Genomic DNA, 16,761 nt, shown 5'->3' with positions numbered 1-16,761 from the left:
TTCAATAGACCTCTTACAAAAATAATTAGGACGGGCTCTCCGGCCCATCCCACAAGAAAAAATAACTCTTGTGGGATGGGCCGGAGAGCCCGTCCCATCAATTGAGGAAAAGGATTTTTAAAAGAGGTCTAATCTCCCTTACTCCGCTGATGGCAAAGGAGTTTCCGCTTCTTGGGGCGGCGGAATTTCCGCAGGAGTCGATTCCGGCGACGGCGAGAGATTCTCGCTATCGGGCGGCGGAATTTCCGCAGGAGTCGATTCGGGCGACGGCGAGGGACTCTCGGCCCCGGGCGAGGGAGTCTCCGAAGGAATCGGGGCGGGAGTTTCCGGCGGTGGGGGAACTTGTGCGGGCTCTGGCTGGGGGCTTTGGAGGCTTTGCACCCACAAACCTAAACCGCCGCCGGCTAATATCAGCCCCAACACCGCCAGTAGGGGCAGCGGCAGCTTGGATCGCCGTTTTTGAACTGGTTCCGGGGCGGGGGAAGTTTCGGGGTACAACAATTGTTTGGACGATTCTGACAGCGGAGATTCTGGAATCCTCCCGGACTTCTGGAGGGATGCCACGAGGGAAGGCGGCAGCGACACCGAGGCTGACACCGGCGCTGATGCCGGCGCTGACGCCACCGCCGGATCAAACAGTACCAATCTCTCCGGCGACATCCGACAGTGAGTCGCCACCACGGAGGTGTTGTCATAACCGTTTTTCTCGTTGGCGAGACGAATCCAAGACTGAACCGCGGCTTCCAAAGACATTTTGCCCTCAAGCACCTCTGGGCCGTAATTCTCCCAAGATTTCTCTACCCAGTCGTTGTCGCTCAAACCGTCGGAACACAGCAGCAGTAAGCCTTCCTCTTCGATAATAAATCGCTGAATCGTCGGGCGCAGGAAATCGGCGTCCCGCGTTCCCAAAGCTTGAGTCAGGGCTCCTGCATCCGATCGCAGTTGAGTCTCCCAGTATAAACAATGTCCTAGCTGGACTTCTCTTGAGGCTACGTCGTCGTCCACAGTTAGCCGGTGGCAGTAATTTTTGCCAATCCAATAAGCGCGGCTGTCTCCAACATTGACTAAATAAAGTTCGTGACTGTTATTGGAGGGCAAATCCTCGGAAATTTTCACTTTTTGAGGCAACTGGAGGGCCATCACCAAAGTCGTCCCCATCCGCTGCCGCAACTCTTTTCCCTGCTCATTATTTTGAGCAGAAATCACATTATTCACAACTCTGACTATTTCTTCGAGTTGCTTGATGACCATTGTTGGCGTCATCAACTCTTCTTGTTGAGCAATTTCTGCGAGCAAATTTTGGATTAAAGCTTTCAGGGACTGCACGGCTAATTGACTGGCAACTTCTCCTCCTTCGTGGCCTCCAACCCCGTCGCAAACCATTGTCAAGTAAGGAATTAGTTTCTCGCCCCCTGAAGTTTTGCTAAATTGAAAATCAGCAGCAACCGGATAGCAACTGTCTTCATTTTGGGAGCGCTGCGGCCCGGTATCAGTCATGCCGACTACTTCTAAGTGCAGAGGTAATTGAGTGGCTTGTTCTAATAGTAAATCGTTTAGTTCCAGGGCGATCGCGTCGAAATTCATGCTGCTGCGGCGCATAAACTGACAAATCTCTCCGAGTTTCGACTGCACCTCGGGTTGCGCTGATTCCACCAAACCTGACCACACATCTCCCAAATCCCGCAGCGTCGGTACAAAATTGCCCCGGTGCAGTTCCAGCAGGCGTACCCGCCAACCTTCCACCCGCAAATTTTCCGGTACCAGCAAACTCGAAGCGACTCCCTGTTCCGATAGCGGCGTCCACAGTTGCAGCATTTGCCACAGCCAGTAAACTTGGCGCGCGGCGGTTGTCCCAGACCAAGCTTGTAAAATAGAAGGATACAGGCTGCCGAAATTATTGATTGGCACATTTTCCAACAACAGCACCTCTGCCGCTTCCGGTGCTTCCCCCAAGGCACAATAACCGTATACTTCCGGCGTATGCAGCCGTTGGGGATACAAATGCAGGTAAGGCATAATCGTATCCGGCAGTTGTTCCGGGACGCTCGGAGGCAAAGCTGGACGGCTGTCGAGCCAGATTTGGGGTGCAATGACAAAGTATCGATCGGCTATTACCTTACCCGCCGGCACTTCCTCGGCTGCTTGTCCCACCACCCACACATAGCGATAAATTAAATCCGTTTCGCACGCTGCACAGTGCTGGCGGCCAAAGGTATTGCGGGGATCTGGACAGCTAAGATTCGGGCAATAAATGGGTTCGGAGAAACTGCTGATCATATCGAAATAGTTTGTGTAAAAACATTCTGAAGATATAGGATTCGCAAGCCCAAATTCATGAGCTTGAGAATAAACTGATTTTAGCCCCTATCAATTTCTTAACTGCCTTTGGGCCCGTAGAAATTGTAGTTTCTGCCAGTCTGCACCGGCTAAAATTGTAATCTAAGTTACTAAACTCTGACTTGGAGTACGATGGAAGCCTCAACCTGGTACCGCTGCGCGAAAAATCGCTCTGAGGGGTTGCAAGTGGCAAACCCTTGCAGAGTCAGTTGTTTGCATTTCTTAAATCTTAAATTTCCAATCTAAGATCTAAATAGTATCACCTATTCTTTTTATGATCTTGACTCCGACGCTCCTTTGGCTGCTAGCTGGGTCTTTGCTCTGTTTGGCAGAGCTATTTCTCCCGACTGCTTTTGTCGCTTTTATGATGGGACTGAGCGCCTTCGCCGTAGCTGGATGCTCTCTAGTTCTACCTTACGTTAATTTACAAATTTTCCTGTGGATGGTGTTTTCGACAGTTTTTGTGCTGCTATCTCGGCGGTTGATACCAAAAGGCACGGCAAGGGCGATCGCAGATTCTCAGGAAGCAAAAACTTTAACAGAAATTCCCCCCGGAGAAGCGGGCCGAGTCATTTATGAGGGGAATTCTTGGCAAGCTCGCTGCGAAGACACGAAGGCCACTATCCCCCCCAACCAAAATGTAATTGTCGTGGGACGGAAAGGCACTACTCTGATAGTTTTGCCAGAAAATCTCTTGCATTCTTAAACAAAATGTGGAATTGGGAATTGGAAATTGGTAGTTGGGCATTGGGCATTGGGCATTGGGCATTGGCAATAACCAATAACCAATAACCAATAACCAACAGTTAACAATCAATAATTATTAGGAGTCTGTTGTGGAACAATTTTTTTTACTTGTATTTTTAGCACTCGGCGGCTCAGCCCTCGCAGGTTCCGTCAAGATTATCAATCAGGGAAATGAAGCGCTGGTGGAAACTTTAGGTAAATACAGTGGCAGGAGACTGGAACCCGGTTTGAATTTTGTCAAGCCGTTTCTCGATCGCGTCGTGTACGAGCAAACCATTCGGGAAAAAGTCTTAGATATTCCTCCGCAAGCTTGTATCACCCGCGACAACGTTTCCATCACCGTTGATGCTGTGGTTTACTGGCGCATTGTAGACTTGGAAAAAGCTTGTTACAAAGTAGAAAATCTCCAGTCAGCAATGGTAAATATGGTGCTGACTCAAATTCGCGCCGAAATGGGTCAACTGGATCTCGAACAAACCTTTACTGCTCGTTCTCAAATTAATGAAATATTGCTCAGAGATTTAGATCTTGTTACTGATCCTTGGGGAGTGAAAGTGACGCGGGTAGAATTGCGCGATATTGTCCCTTCTAAAACTGTACAGGAATCGATGGAATTGCAGATGGCAGCCGATCGACGGAAGCGGGCGGCAATTCTGACATCCGAGGGCGAACGCGAGTCAGCAGTTAACAGCGCCAAAGGTAAAGCTGAAGCGCAAGTTTTGGATGCAGAAGCGCGCCAAAAAGCGACTATTTTGGAAGCGGAAGCTCAACAAAAGGCGATCGTCCTGAAAGCTCAAGCAGAACGCCAAAGCCAGGTTTTGAAAGCTCAAGCTACTTCTGAGGCCTTGCAAATAATCGCCAAAACTCTGCAAAATGACCCCACTGCCCGGGAAGCTTTACAATTTTTGTTAGCTCAAAACTATCTGGATATGGGTCTAAAAATTGGCACCAGCGACAGCACCAAGGTGATGTTTATGGACCCGCGCAGCATTCCCGCTACGCTCGAAGGAATGCGATCGATAGTTGGGGAAGGTAATGATAATGAGGTGAAAAAGTAGTCTTAGCTAGAATGGGCAATTGAAAGAGACTGGTAACTCTGTATGAGGGATGAAACTCCTCATACAGAGTTAGCATAAATAGCCAAAATGATTGTGCCATCACGCACCACATTATTAAATAATCGGCGTTGCTGAATTAAGATAGAATTGATGCTGAGAGCAATTCACAAAAAACAATTTAACACAAGTCATATTCTATGAAATGTCCTGAATGTAAGTCAACTCATATCAATAAAAATGGGCGTAAAAAAGGTAAGCAGAACTACCTGTGTGTTACCTGTGGTAGACAATTTATAGACTGCTATCAACCGCACAGAGGTTATGCCCAAGAAGTGAAAGATGAATGCCTAAAAATGTATGTTAATGGCATGGGTTTTAGGGAAATTGAAAGAGTCAAAGGGGTACATCATACAACAATTATGAATTGGGTTAAACAACTAGGATAACTCACAGCCCATAAAATCCTTATTAAGAAGGATGCAAAATCTCAGGTTTCACCCTTTTTAAATTGGCTAACTCTATCTTGAAATCGCCTGATATCTATTTAAACATCGATATTCAGGCAACTTCTCTTTGCCGTCAACCTAATAACTCGAAACAGTTAAAACGATCGCCTCCCTATCTCCCAACACCAAACCATACTCCAAACCCTCAACAACCGCTTGATAAGAAGCATCCAAAATATTACCAGAAACCCCAACAGTCGTCCAGCGGTCTTGACCGTTGCTAAACTCAACCAACACGCGAGTTTTAGCAGAAGTTCCCGCACATCCGTCCAGAATCCGCACCTTATAATCTGTTAAGTTAAAATCAGTAATTGCCGGATAAAAATTCCGCAAAGCCTTCCGCAAAGCCGCATCAAGTGCCGAAACAGGCCCGTTTCCTTCCGCGCATTCCAGAATATCTTGACCGTTAACAGTCACCTTCACCGTTGCTAAAGAATTAACTGTTTCCTCCCTACCTTTATCGCAGTGAACTTGAAAACCTTTGATTTCAAATAAATGCTTGCGCTTTCCCAAAGCCTCTCGCATTAACAATTCAAAAGAAGCTTCTGCACCCTCAAATTGATATCCCTGACTTTCCAAATCTTTCAATTTTTCCAAAATTTGGCGGCAAGCAGGATTTTTGCGATCGAGCTCCATGCCAAAAGTGCGCGCTTTCGCCAAAACATTGCTCAAACCCGCTTGATCGGAAATCACAATTCGCCGCCTGTTGCCAATTTTTTCCGGTTCCAAATGTTCGTAAGTTAACGGATTTTTCTCAACAGCCGATACGTGGATTCCGCCTTTGTGAGCAAAAGCCGAAAGGCCGACAAAAGGAGCATGATCATCGGGAGCAAGATTGACAATTTCGCTAATCGATCGACTTACTTGAGTTAATCTAACTAATTGCTCATCTTCAATGCAATTATGACCCAGCTTTAGCTGCAAATTAGGAATTAAGGAACATAAATCGGCATTGCCGCAGCGTTCGCCGTAACCGTTAATAGTTCCCTGTACCATCCTCACTCCTTCCCGCACAGCAGCCAAAGCATTAGCAACCGCAACTCCCGAGTCGTTGTGAGTGTGAATTCCTAATTGTAAAGATTTTTCGCGATTAGTTCCTAAAGCTTCTAAAACATCGCGAACAACCTGACTGACTTCATGAGGTAAAGTACCGCCGTTAGTATCGCAAAGCACTAGCCATTCTGCACCGGCATCGGCGGCTACTTCTAAAGTTTTAATAGCATAATCTCGATTGTGTTTGTAGCCGTCAAACCAGTGTTCGGCATCGTAAATGACGCGCCTTCCCTGACTCCGCAAATATTCAATTGTATCTCGAATCATCGCCAGATTTTCTTCTAGCGTTGTCTTCAAACTTTCAATAACGTGCAAATCCCACGACTTGCCAAACAGCGTCACCCAGCGAGTACCGGCGGACAAAATAGCCTGCAACATTTCATCATTAGCTGCCGTAGTTCCCGGCCGCCTAGTCGAACAAAAAGCTACAACTTCTGCTTGAGTTAGGGGCTGTTCTTTGAGACGCCAAAAAAATTGTACGTCTTTAGGATTAGCCCCCGGCCAGCCGCCTTCAATAAAGGGAATTCCTAAACTGTCTAACTGTCGAGCAATTCGCAGTTTGTCTTCGAGAGATAAGGAGAGTCCCTCGCACTGAGCACCGTCTCGCAGCGTGGTATCGTAGATCCAGAGCCGATTTGTCATGGGAAATTGCGATGAGAAATTGGTAATATATCAGTTACCATATTAGATGAATTTATTGGAATTTAATGCGATAATATATAGGAAAATTAACATAAATCTAACTGGGGTAAATTGCTGTGGTCAAGGTACAAGCGCAAGGAAAAACATTTGAGTGCGATCGCGGAGCGAATCTCCGTGAAGTATTGCTCAAAAACGGCATCGATCTCTACAACGGCAACGCCAAAGTCATCAACTGCCACGGCCTCGGCACTTGTGGCACCTGCGCCGTCACTGTCGAGGGCGAAGTTTCCGAGCCCCAGTGGCGCGAAAAAGCCCGACTTTCGGTTCCTCCCCATTCTCCCGCCTCCAATCGCCGTTTGTCCTGCCAAACCAAGGTTTTAGGCGATATTAAGGTGACAAAATATGACGGTTTCTGGGGTCAAGGTTCTGAAACTGTCTGGAAACCCCAAGCATAGATTTTTTATTAAGGAAGGCAGATAGGACGATCGCCTTGCCAGATAATCTGTAAGACTTGTGCAAGAATTCTAACTGTAAGGTGCACACGGGGCACCTTACCATAAAGAAACTTGAGAGGTCAAAAAAGCCAGAAAGTCCATATAAAAGTTAATGAATTCATCTAAAGATATTCTGATTATTGGCGGCGGAATAATTGGCCTTTCGCTAGCAGTAGAACTGAAATTGCGAGGCGCATCTGTCGCGGTTATCACCGCCGATTCTAAACAACCGACGGCCCGGGCTGCTGCTGGAATGCTGGCCCCGCAAGCCGAACGAATTCCCCCCAGTCCGATGCTGGATTTGTGCTTGCAAAGCCGCGCACTGTATCCTGCCTGGGTGGAACGGCTAGAAGATATTACCGGATTGAAAACGGGATATTGGCGATCGGGAATTCTCGCACCAGTTTGTCAAAATGAGCCTCAAGAAAAGCCGTTTTCGTCAAACCTTAATTATCAATGGTTGGACAGAGATACTGTTCGACAGCACCAGTTTGGATTAGGTCAAGAAGTAATTGGCGGTTGGTGGTATCCTGACGACGCTCAAGTTGACAACCGCGCTTTATTTCGGACACTTCAGACCGTAACTAAAGAATTGCAGATTGAGATTATTCAAGGCAATGCAGGAGAAATTATTCGGCAAGGAAACCGAGTTGTTGGCATTGAAACAACAGCAGGAAAATTGCAAGCAGACCGTTATGTTTTGGCTGCAGGTGCTTGGTCGGAGCAATTATTGAATGTTCCTGTTTTTCCAAGAAAGGGACAAATGCTGTCAGTATGTGTACCAGAAGATTGGGGAGTTATCCAGCCCCTGCAAACCGTTCTCTTCGGGACTGGCATTTATATTGTGCCGCGTCAAGATGGCAGAATTATTATTGGCGCAACTAGCGAAAATGTGGATTTCACGCCGGGAAATACGCCTGCAGGAATGCAAAGCTTGCTAGCAGGAGCCATTAAGTTATATCCCGAATTACAAAATTATCCGATTCTGGAGTTTTGGTGGGGATTTCGGCCGGCTACTCCTGATGAATTGCCGATTTTAGGTGCTAGTGCTTGGGAGAATTTGACATGGGCTACGGGGCATTACCGCAACGGCATTTTGTTGGCTCCGGTGACGGCTAAATTATTGGCTGATTTGATGTGGGAGCAAAAGTTAGATCCGTTATTGGCTGCTTTTCATTATTCGAGGTTTGAAGCTTCAGCACGTACTTGAACCTCTATACGTAGGGTGCAGCGTACCTTACTGCTATAATAGGCGCATCCAACCATTTTTTGGTAAATATTGAATTAGTTGGCATCCTGCTTTTTGGGTTGGTTTAATTCCCTGCATTTAGCGGCAGCCAAATCGTAAGCATTTTGGTAATCGCTACCGCCTAACATCAAATCGCCGTAATATTCATAAGGTTGATTACCGTAAATTGGCAGCGGGTCGTCTTCAGGATAATCTTCTTTTGATTCTTCTAGGATTGCTTTGAGTTTCTTGACACTGAAGCGCTGGACTGGGAAGTAATGAATGTCTTGAGCGATGAAACCGAGATGGGGAAATGTTGGGTCAACAATTCGCTCGTCGAGTTCAATCCAGCTATACTCGATGGGTTTATATGGCACTCCCGGCACAGCTAAAAAGCCTTGAACATAAATCGCGCCCTCTGTCGCTAACGCTGCTTTACAGGCGTTGTCAAAGCAGTTTTTACGGTTGCTTTTGATGCGAGTCGCCATTTCAATAGAAAGCGTCTCATCTAATAGTTCGGTCATAACCCATTTCTAGTCGCGTGTGCGATTAGATTGTAGCAAATCCGAGCTATCTCCGAGCACAAAAAACGCAGGCAATTGCGATCGCCCCTCAAATTCTCGTCTCAAGGAGTTTAGCCAAAATCCTCTGCGGTTCTGGATGTTGTGTCAGCTTTGGTTTCCGGGGCGGGCTGTTTGTCGATCGCCCCTATCACCCTCCCAACGGATAAAAAGTTTTCGCGAGTAGCCCAACTTTTGAGCGTGCGATCGAGTTGGGGTAGAACCCGGTACGGTAAAGTGTGCCACCGACTATGCAAGCAAAAATAGCGGCATACATCACCGAATGGCGATCGTGCAACCAACAATCATATTAATGCCTTCCGGTGCAGCAATTTGTTCGGCGGCTGACAGGCTTCACAGTTTTTTCGGCCAACAAAGTTGAGTTATGACGATTCTCGCTGAGACATGGGAATATCCTCGGATTGGTAACAACCGGGAAATAAAGAAAGCCCTGAAAGCATTTTTTACTGGGAAATTAGAGACAGATGCTTTATTGCAGACTGTTCCCGCGCTGAAAAATATGGTAAAGTCTGCTACAGTGCGACAGCAAGAAACCAATGCGAGTTGAAGATAACAAGCGGCAAGGTAGCTTTGGGTATTGACAGAATCTGTTCATTCACCAAAATATGCTAACCATTGAATACACTGCTTGAAATTGATTTTTCATGCCTGGTTGATGCCTGGTGATTTCTCATGTAAATCTGCCTATCACTACATCTGTGAATTTGCAGGTTGATACGGTTCCGCATCACTTACCATTCCTAACTGAATTGTCGAGCAAAGATGCTCATCTGCAATGACGGTTAATAGAACCATCCCTATCTCATATTTGCTTAATATCATGGCAACCTAAAATCACACCAAATAACTTATTATTCTCCTAACAGGTAAGGATAAAAGAGAAATCAATTTGCTGCAAATATTAGAAATTACTCCAGCAATTTGTTATGATTAAATACGTCAACGCTGGGATGAGCTTCAGCTTGGCGAAACCATCCAAACGAGGAGCTAATGAACTAAATATTATCAGCAATTTTGTAAAGTATGGGTCAAATTTTAACCGCAATTAACCCAATTACCTGCAATAAAACAATGCCAAAAATACCCATCCTATCCTGATGGTAAGCGAAGCACTTATCCACACACCATAGACATACTGAATGAAAAACGCGATCAAAAAGTCGGATTTTGTGCTAGCTCCTTATATGAAGAGCAACAATTTGAAAGCTACTTGCCAAATACTCAATACAGTGGTTCCTTATACATTCTTATGGTTTTTAGCCTTTAAAGCTGCTGCCATTTCTGTATTCCTGCTGCCGCCGATAATGGTGTTGATGACACTTTTTTCAGGACGTTGTTTTTCTTTGATGCACGATTGCGGACACTATTCTCTTTTTAGTTCCAAAAAAGTCAATCGCATTATGGGTTTTCTGCTAGGTATCATCAATGCGATTCCTCAATACCCCTGGTCGAGGGGACACGCTTATCACCACAAACATAATGGTAATTGGGATATGTACCGAGGCCCTTCGGCGTTGATATCCACCGAAAAATTTGCGGCGCTAAGTCCATTTAGTCAAAAAATATATCAGTTACTCAGACACCCATTGATGCTATTTCCCGGTGGTTTTTTCTATCTAATTATTAAGCCAAGACTCGCGCTAATTTTGGGAATTACTGGTTTTATCCGACATATTTTTGCTTGTCTCAATCAAGATTTTGGCATGGGTTTATCTGCAATTATTGCTTCTTATAAATCCAAACATTGGTATACGACGGCTGAGTTTTGGGATTTACTGTTCAACAATATTTGTGTTATTGGTAGCTGGATTTATCTGAGCAACTTACTGGGGTTTGGCTTTTTCTGGAGTGTTTACTCAATTGTCATGACCTGTTCAGCAGCGATATTTATCTGTATTTTCTTTGTTCAGCATAATTTTGATGGTTCCTACGCTCATAAAGCTGAGGGTTGGGACTATCTTCTTGGCGCAATTGAAGGCAGTAGTTACCTAAAATTACCAAATCTTCTCAATTGGTTTTCTGCTGATATTGCTTACCACAATATTCATCATCTCTCTGAGCGAATACCTAACTATAATCTTCAGGCCTGTCACAATGCTAATATTCACCTGCTGGCTAATTCAAAAGCCCTGACAATTCGCGATATTCCTGACTGCTTCAAATTCATTCTTTGGGATGCTGCTTCAGATAGTCTGCAATCGATTAAATTATTGCAACAACAACAAGAAATTCCCTTGAGTAATGTAGTTAATTAAACTCGGTGGCAATAAATTTGGTTGCTTTTTTAGCACCAAATCCTATGATTAGGAAGGCAGTTAGTGGAATAATTTTCAACCCTAACTTTCCTGGTTAAGTAGGTGGTTACAAATAAACATTAGATGGATAGGGCTGGTTTAACCGTGAGCTATACTAGCAGCCAGTTTATTCTGACCAACCCCGCCCTTCTCGTCACCAGTTTATTTGCACCTACCTATTTATCTAGGGTCTAACTCTAGATTACTCAAAGTATCTGTCACTTGTCAATGCAGCAATTCCTCTAATTTTTGCTGGTTCCACAAATACTGATAAAGCCCTGGTTGGCCTACCAATTCAAGGTGAGTGCCACTCTGAACTATTTCTCCTCTCTCCATCACAAAAATGCGATCGGCACTAGCCGCCGCTGACATTTGATGCGAGATAAAAATTACCGTTTTGCGATCGGTTCCCGTTGCCAAGTTTCGCAAAATGTCGGTAGCAGTTTGATTGTCAACGCTAGAAAGAGCGTCATCCAAAATTAACACCGGGGCGTCAACTAACAAAGCGCGAGCAAGTGCAGTCCGCTGCCGCTGTCCGCCGGATAAAGTAATGCCGCGCTCGCCGACAACTGTTTTGTACTGCTGCGGAAAGTTGAGGATTTCGGCGTGAATTTGCGCTTGTTTTGCCGCGGCTTCAATCTGCGGCTGTTCCGCTAAAGGGTTTCCGTAGCGGATGTTATTCTTGATGGTAGTGCCGAACAGAAAACTTTCTTGCGGAACGTAGGCGATCGCCCCGCGCAATTCGGTCAATTTTACCTTGGTAATATCCTGTCCGTCTACAAATAACTCGCCCGGATCGATATCTAGCAAGCGTGGCAGTGCATTAGCTAAAGTTGATTTTCCCGACCCGATCGCCCCAACAACTGCGACAGTTTCTCCCGGTTTTATGGTAAAATCAACATTTTTAAGCGCGGGTGTCTTAGCGCCCGGATAAGTATAATTTAGATGGCGAGCCGCAATTTCGCCTTTGACTGGAGTTGCAAGTTCAACTGCATCGGGAGCATCCTTAATTTGCGGTTCCACAGTCAGAATTGATTCGATGCGATCGACACTCACTTCTCCCCGCTGGTAAGCAGTAATGGTGAAACCCAACAGCGCCGTCGGAAACACCAAACGCTCGACATAAATCAGCAACGCCACAAAATCGCCAATACTAATTTGACCATTAGCAATTGCCCCGCCACCAGCAGAAAGCAGCACCAACAAACTGATACTTGCCAAACCGCCCAGCAGCGGAAAAATAAAGTTTCTAGTTTTTGCTAATTCCAAATTTGCTGATAGCAACTGTGCGTTGGAATTGCGAAAAGCTCGGCGTTCGTTCTCTTCTTGAGCGTAGATTTTAATTACGGAAATCCCGCTCATATCCTCCTGAATCAAATCGCTCATCGCCGACAATTCCTCTTGCACGGCTAACTGTTGGATGCGAAGTTTGTCGCTAAATAACTGCACCAAAACCAGCATTAAAGGATAAACGGCGATCGCAAACAGTGTCAGCTTTACATTAATCCCCAGCATCACCGGTAAAGTCAAAGCATAGGCAAATGCCGTATTCGCCAAACTCAGCACCGCAAACCCCACCAAGCGCCGAATATTGTCCAAATCGGAAGTAGCGCGGTTAATTAAATCCCCTACCGTATTAGCGGCAAAATAAGACGGTTCTAATGTTAATAAATGGTTAAAAATTTGCTGTTTGAGGTCAAATTCTACTTGACGCCCCACGCCAAACAGCAGAATCCGCGACACCATCCGAATTACCCACATAATTGAGGCGAGAATCAGAATTAGTGCCACGAAGTTGAAAACTTCGTCAAATTTTGTCGCCACTTGGAGAGTGTCAACTGAATTCCGAATCAGCAGGGGAATGTAAACGCCCACAGCATTGACAATTAACAGCGAAAAAATGCCCCAGAATGTCGGTTTCCAGTGCGGGCGCATATAAGAGCCGAGTTTTTGCAGTCGAGAATAACGAGCCATTTGTTAGTGCGTAATTTGAGATTGATTGAGGAAAGAAAGAAGGTTCGGCAACGAGCAATGTACGGGATGTAACGGATGGATGCTGAAGGAAGAAGAAGTTTTCCCCAAGGTTTTCAGCAATCAAGAACGTCCTAATAGTCTTGGCGGTTGCTATAGAAGGTAGAAGTTTGAAAAAAAAGAATAGAAGCTCTATCGAAAGGTAGATGACCGAAAACAAAAGTTAAGGAATTTTTAATAAAAATTCTGCTTTGGGATAACGCGCCATCAAAATTAGGTTTTGGCCTCAACAAAAACCTGAGTATATCGATATGTAACAAACCACATTATATCTGTGGCGACACGAGATATGTGGGGACACGGCAATGCCCTGTCCTTAGCCACCCGGAACGATCGCCCAAATCCCAATCCGTCCCCCCAATCCCCCACACCGTCGGGGCGCGCTACAATCAAAAGTTGATCGACTTAGCACTCAGACTCAGAGAGTGCTAAATTTGCTAATGTAAGCGATTGGAGACAAACATGACCAAAATAGTTGCATTTAGCGACAAATCTCGGCGGGCACTAGAACGCGGCGTCAATCAACTCGCCGATGCTGTCCGCATCACCTTGGGCCCGAAAGGCCGGAACGTCCTATTGGAAAAGAAATACGGCGCTCCCCAAATCGTTAACGACGGTATCACCGTTGCTAGGGAGATCGAACTCGAAGACCCCCTGGAAAATGCAGGCGCTCGCTTAATTCAAGAAGTCGCCTCCAAAACTAAAGATATCGCAGGCGACGGCACAACAACCGCAACGGTTCTAGCTCAATCCCTCATTCGCGAAGGTTTGAAGAATGTCGCAGCAGGCGCAAACCCAGTCGCGCTGCGCCGGGGTATTGAAAAAACGATCGCCCACTTGGTACAGGAAATCGAGAAATTGGCGAAACCCGTCGAAGGCAGCGCCATTGCTCAAGTCGCCACTGTCTCCGCCGGTAACGACGAAGAAGTCGGCAGTATGATTGCCCAAGCAATGGAAAAAGTCACCAAAGACGGCGTAATTACTGTTGAAGAGTCGAAATCTCTGACAACGGAATTGGAAGTTGTCGAAGGGATGCAGTACGATCGCGGATATCTTTCTCCGTATTTCGTCACCAACACCGATCGCATGGAAGTTGAGTACGAAAACGCTCGCATCCTGATTACCGACAAAAAAATTAGCTCAATTCAAGAACTAATTCCAGTTCTCGAAAAAATCGCCCGCACCGGTCAACCGCTGCTAATTATCGCCGAAGATATTGAAGGCGAAGCTTTGGCAACTCTGGTAGTCAACAAAGCCCGCGGCGTATTGAACATCGCAGCAACGAAATCTCCTGGTTTTGGCGATCGACGCAAAGCTATGCTTCAAGATATCGCCGTGCTTACTGGCGGTCAACTGATTTCTGAAGAAGTCGGACTCAGCATCGATACCGCAACCCTAGAAATGCTCGGTACCGCCCGCAAAATTACGATCGACAAAGAAAACACGATCATTGTTGCTGGCGACGAACACAAAGCTGACGTGCTAAAACGGATCGAGCAAATCCGCAAACAGCTAGAAGCGACGGATTCCGACTACGACCAGGAAAAGCTAACCGAACGCATCGCCAAACTCGCCGGCGGCATCGCTGTAATTAAAGTCGGCGCAGCTACCGAAACCGAGCTCAAAGACCGTAAATTGCGTATTGAAGACGCTCTGAACGCTACGAAAGCTGCTGTGGAAGAAGGTATCGTTGCCGGAGGTGGCACGACCCTAATTCACCTGATTACAAAAATAGATGCGATCACAAATACTTTAGACGCCGAAGAACAAGTAGGCGCTGACTTAGTGAAGAAAGCTTTGGAAGCACCTTTGCGTCAAATCGCTGATAATGCCGGCGTTGAAGGTTCGATCGTCATCGAACGAGTGCGGGCGAGCGAGTTCAACGTTGGCTACAACGCTCTTACCGATGTGTACGAAGATATGATTGCCGCCGGGATTATTGACCCGGCTAAGGTGGTGCGATCGGCTTTGCAAAATGCCGGTTCCATCGCTGGTATGGTGCTGACCACTGAAGCTGTGATTGTCGAAAAACCCGAGAAGAAAAAAGCCGGCGGCGACATGGGCGACATGGGCGGCATGGGCGGCATGGGCGGCATGGGCGGCATGGGCGGCATGGGCGGCATGGGCGGCATGGGCGGCATGGGCATGATGTAGTCTTCAGCCATTAGTTTGTAGCCTGTAGAGTGCGCCATAAGCACCATGCGTGTAAACAAGCGCGTCTTATGTACTACCCGTCTACTGTTTGACGATTAAGGCAGCTTATCCCCCCGGCATCCCCTGATAGTCCGGGGGGATTTTTCATTCTCTTGTAGGGGCAATCCCCCCGTGGTTGCCCCGATATTTGAAACACCGATTCCCTTGTCCGTGGAGGGGGTAGGCACGGGGCACTACCCTACAAAAGCCTGATTTTCGTGAGAATGAAACCGCCCTGCTGATAGTCCGCAGGGCTGTTTCATTCTCTTGTAGGGGCGGCCCCCCGTGGCTGCCCCAATCCCAGCCAATGCCTAACAAATCGTAGATGGGTCGGGTCGGCCTTCTTGGCACGACAAGAGTCAAAAGGCTGGTTTTCGTGAGAATGAAACCGCCCTGCTTCTTAAGGGAGATGCAATGGGGATCGGCATTAAGCTATAAGCGATAGTTCTCAGGGATTTTAAGCTGAAGTTGCCACCTATGCAGTGCGCGCCCTCTCGGTCAACTAAAATCCTTCCCAGAAACCGCGTCTCCCCCTCTCCCTTTCTCCTTTAAGACGACGGAGTTACATTGTTGCTGTGCAAGTCTTGAGGAGATTGAAACAGAGTTTCGAGATAAACTCTCGCAGCTTGGCGATAACTGCGCGAAGCTTCAGGCGTACCGCTATCGGCATTCTGCAACAAAAACAGCGACAGGGCCGCGCAAAATACTCGGTCTAGGTCCCATTCGGGATGGGTTTCCAGGTAAGTTTTGAGAGAATCGTGCAGCGTTTCGGGAATTTCAGCAAAAATACTGACTGTTGGGTTCATCATTTTTTTTAGTCTCGCTAATAAATTGAAAACAGAACCCCCCTTCGGCCGGATACAGGTGCAGGCACAGCCGAAATCAGAGCTCTTTTTTTTAGGTCGGTCGCATCATTGTGCGCTATGAGGGGGTGGGTTTGTCAATGTTGCGAAATATTACAAAGTCCTTTAGATAAAAAAAAGGTTTACCAAATAATCAGCTTTTCAGGGAATTTTTTGTTACATATCTTTATGTGTTGGGGGGTTTATGAGGAATTAGGCAGCAAGTTAAGGAAATCCCCAATTCCGCAGCAAGATGCTACCGTGCCGTTAATTTCTGTGGAAAACTTTGTCGCATCTGTGGAAAACCTCAGACTTGCCTGTGGAAACGCTGTGGAATGTTTAGGGAAAAGTCAGGGAAAAAATAAGAATTGCAAAGGGCATGGGGCATGGGCATGGGGCATGGGGCATTGTTGACTGTTGACTGTTGATTAATGTTAAGGGCATGGGGCATGGGGCATGGGGCATGGGGAATTGTTGACTGTTGACTGTTGATTAAGGTTAAGGGCATGGGGCATGGGGCATGGGGCATTGTTGACTGTTGACTGTTGACTGTTGACTGTTGATTAATGTTAAGGGCATGGGGCATGGGGCATTGTTGACTGTTGACGGTTGACCATTACTCACAAGTTAAGCTAAAAGCACTATTGTCAATGAGTAATTTTACTCATCTTTTACCTGTTGACCCAATTAAAATATGACTCCATTTGTTCCTTTATTATTGAAAAAAAATTGTTCGGGACTTCTTTGAGTTCCAG

At 46.4% G+C, this 16,761-nt stretch carries 13 protein-coding genes and 1 pseudogene; 8 read left to right on the top strand and 6 right to left on the bottom strand.

Annotation, left to right across the window (positions count from 1 at the left end):
- Nucleotides 1-138 precede the first annotated feature (138 nt).
- Nucleotides 139-2,277 (bottom strand): protein phosphatase 2C domain-containing protein, encoded by a 2,139-nt coding sequence (locus QUB37_RS12425; protein WP_333162320.1) that lies wholly within the window; start codon nt 2,275-2,277, stop codon nt 139-141.
- A gap of 334 nt (nt 2,278-2,611) precedes the next feature.
- Between QUB37_RS12425 and QUB37_RS12420 the strand changes: the two genes are divergently transcribed.
- The 3 genes and pseudogenes from QUB37_RS12420 to QUB37_RS12410 form a co-directional block, all read left to right on the top strand.
- A complete protein-coding gene (locus QUB37_RS12420) occupies nt 2,612-3,043 on the top strand; it encodes an NfeD family protein (protein WP_333162318.1) in 432 nt (143 codons plus the stop codon).
- A gap of 130 nt (nt 3,044-3,173) precedes the next feature.
- The gene (locus QUB37_RS12415; RefSeq protein ID WP_333162316.1) at nt 3,174-4,142 is read left to right on the top strand and encodes an SPFH domain-containing protein; all 969 of its coding nucleotides are present in this window, start codon (nt 3,174-3,176) and stop codon (nt 4,140-4,142) included.
- Between the two features lie 197 nt (nt 4,143-4,339).
- Nucleotides 4,340-4,585: pseudogene (locus QUB37_RS12410) on the top strand (IS1/IS1595 family N-terminal zinc-binding domain-containing protein); the annotation flags it as partial.
- A gap of 141 nt (nt 4,586-4,726) precedes the next feature.
- On the opposite strand, the gene cimA reads toward QUB37_RS12410, so the two are convergent.
- Nucleotides 4,727-6,343 carry a citramalate synthase gene (gene cimA / locus QUB37_RS12405; protein WP_333162314.1) on the bottom strand — a complete coding sequence of 539 codons (1,617 nt, stop codon included), beginning with the start codon at nt 6,341-6,343 and terminating at the stop codon, nt 4,727-4,729.
- Nucleotides 6,344-6,459: 116 nt separating this feature from the next.
- On the opposite strand from cimA, the gene QUB37_RS12400 reads away from it, so the two are divergent.
- Nucleotides 6,460-6,798: a 2Fe-2S iron-sulfur cluster-binding protein gene (locus tag QUB37_RS12400; RefSeq protein ID WP_333107358.1), complete on the top strand. Its 339-nt coding sequence runs from the start codon at nt 6,460-6,462 to the stop codon at nt 6,796-6,798.
- Between the two features lie 151 nt (nt 6,799-6,949).
- Nucleotides 6,950-8,047, top strand: a complete 1,098-nt coding sequence (thiO, locus tag QUB37_RS12395) for a glycine oxidase ThiO (RefSeq protein ID WP_333162312.1) — start codon at nt 6,950-6,952, stop codon at nt 8,045-8,047.
- A gap of 74 nt (nt 8,048-8,121) precedes the next feature.
- On the opposite strand, the gene QUB37_RS12390 is transcribed toward thiO, so the two are convergent.
- Both QUB37_RS12390 and QUB37_RS12385 read right to left on the bottom strand, forming a co-directional pair.
- A complete protein-coding gene (locus QUB37_RS12390; RefSeq protein ID WP_333162310.1) occupies nt 8,122-8,589 on the bottom strand; it encodes a hypothetical protein in 468 nt (155 codons plus the stop codon).
- Nucleotides 8,590-8,699: 110 nt separating this feature from the next.
- Nucleotides 8,700-8,930, bottom strand: coding sequence for a hypothetical protein (locus QUB37_RS12385; protein WP_333162308.1), 231 nt, complete (start codon nt 8,928-8,930; stop codon nt 8,700-8,702).
- A gap of 80 nt (nt 8,931-9,010) precedes the next feature.
- On the opposite strand from QUB37_RS12385, the gene QUB37_RS12380 reads away from it, so the two are divergent.
- Nucleotides 9,011-9,193, top strand: a complete 183-nt coding sequence (locus tag QUB37_RS12380; RefSeq protein WP_190663429.1) for a hypothetical protein — start codon at nt 9,011-9,013, stop codon at nt 9,191-9,193.
- 682 nt (nt 9,194-9,875) lie between these two features.
- Complete coding sequence (locus tag QUB37_RS12375) at nt 9,876-10,901, top strand: fatty acid desaturase (RefSeq protein ID WP_333162305.1); 1,026 nt, start codon at nt 9,876-9,878, stop codon at nt 10,899-10,901.
- Nucleotides 10,902-11,165: 264 nt separating this feature from the next.
- Here the strand turns inward: QUB37_RS12375 and QUB37_RS12370 are convergent, their stop codons facing one another.
- Nucleotides 11,166-12,914, bottom strand: coding sequence for an ABC transporter ATP-binding protein (locus QUB37_RS12370; RefSeq protein WP_333162303.1), 1,749 nt, complete (start codon nt 12,912-12,914; stop codon nt 11,166-11,168).
- A gap of 519 nt (nt 12,915-13,433) precedes the next feature.
- On the opposite strand from QUB37_RS12370, the gene groL reads away from it, so the two are divergent.
- Nucleotides 13,434-15,125, top strand: a complete 1,692-nt coding sequence (gene groL, locus QUB37_RS12365; protein ID WP_333162302.1) for a chaperonin GroEL — start codon at nt 13,434-13,436, stop codon at nt 15,123-15,125.
- Between the two features lie 587 nt (nt 15,126-15,712).
- On the opposite strand, the gene QUB37_RS12360 is transcribed toward groL, so the two are convergent.
- Nucleotides 15,713-15,970, bottom strand: coding sequence for a DUF2811 domain-containing protein (locus QUB37_RS12360; RefSeq protein WP_050813024.1), 258 nt, complete (start codon nt 15,968-15,970; stop codon nt 15,713-15,715).
- Nucleotides 15,971-16,761: the final 791 nt, after the last annotated feature.

It is taken from the genome of Microcoleus sp. AT3-A2 (assembly GCF_036705685.1).
Taxonomy (GTDB): domain Bacteria; phylum Cyanobacteriota; class Cyanobacteriia; order Cyanobacteriales; family Microcoleaceae; genus Microcoleus.
Note: the sequence above shows the minus strand (reverse complement) of the source record. Positions and strands in the feature narration are given on the sequence as shown.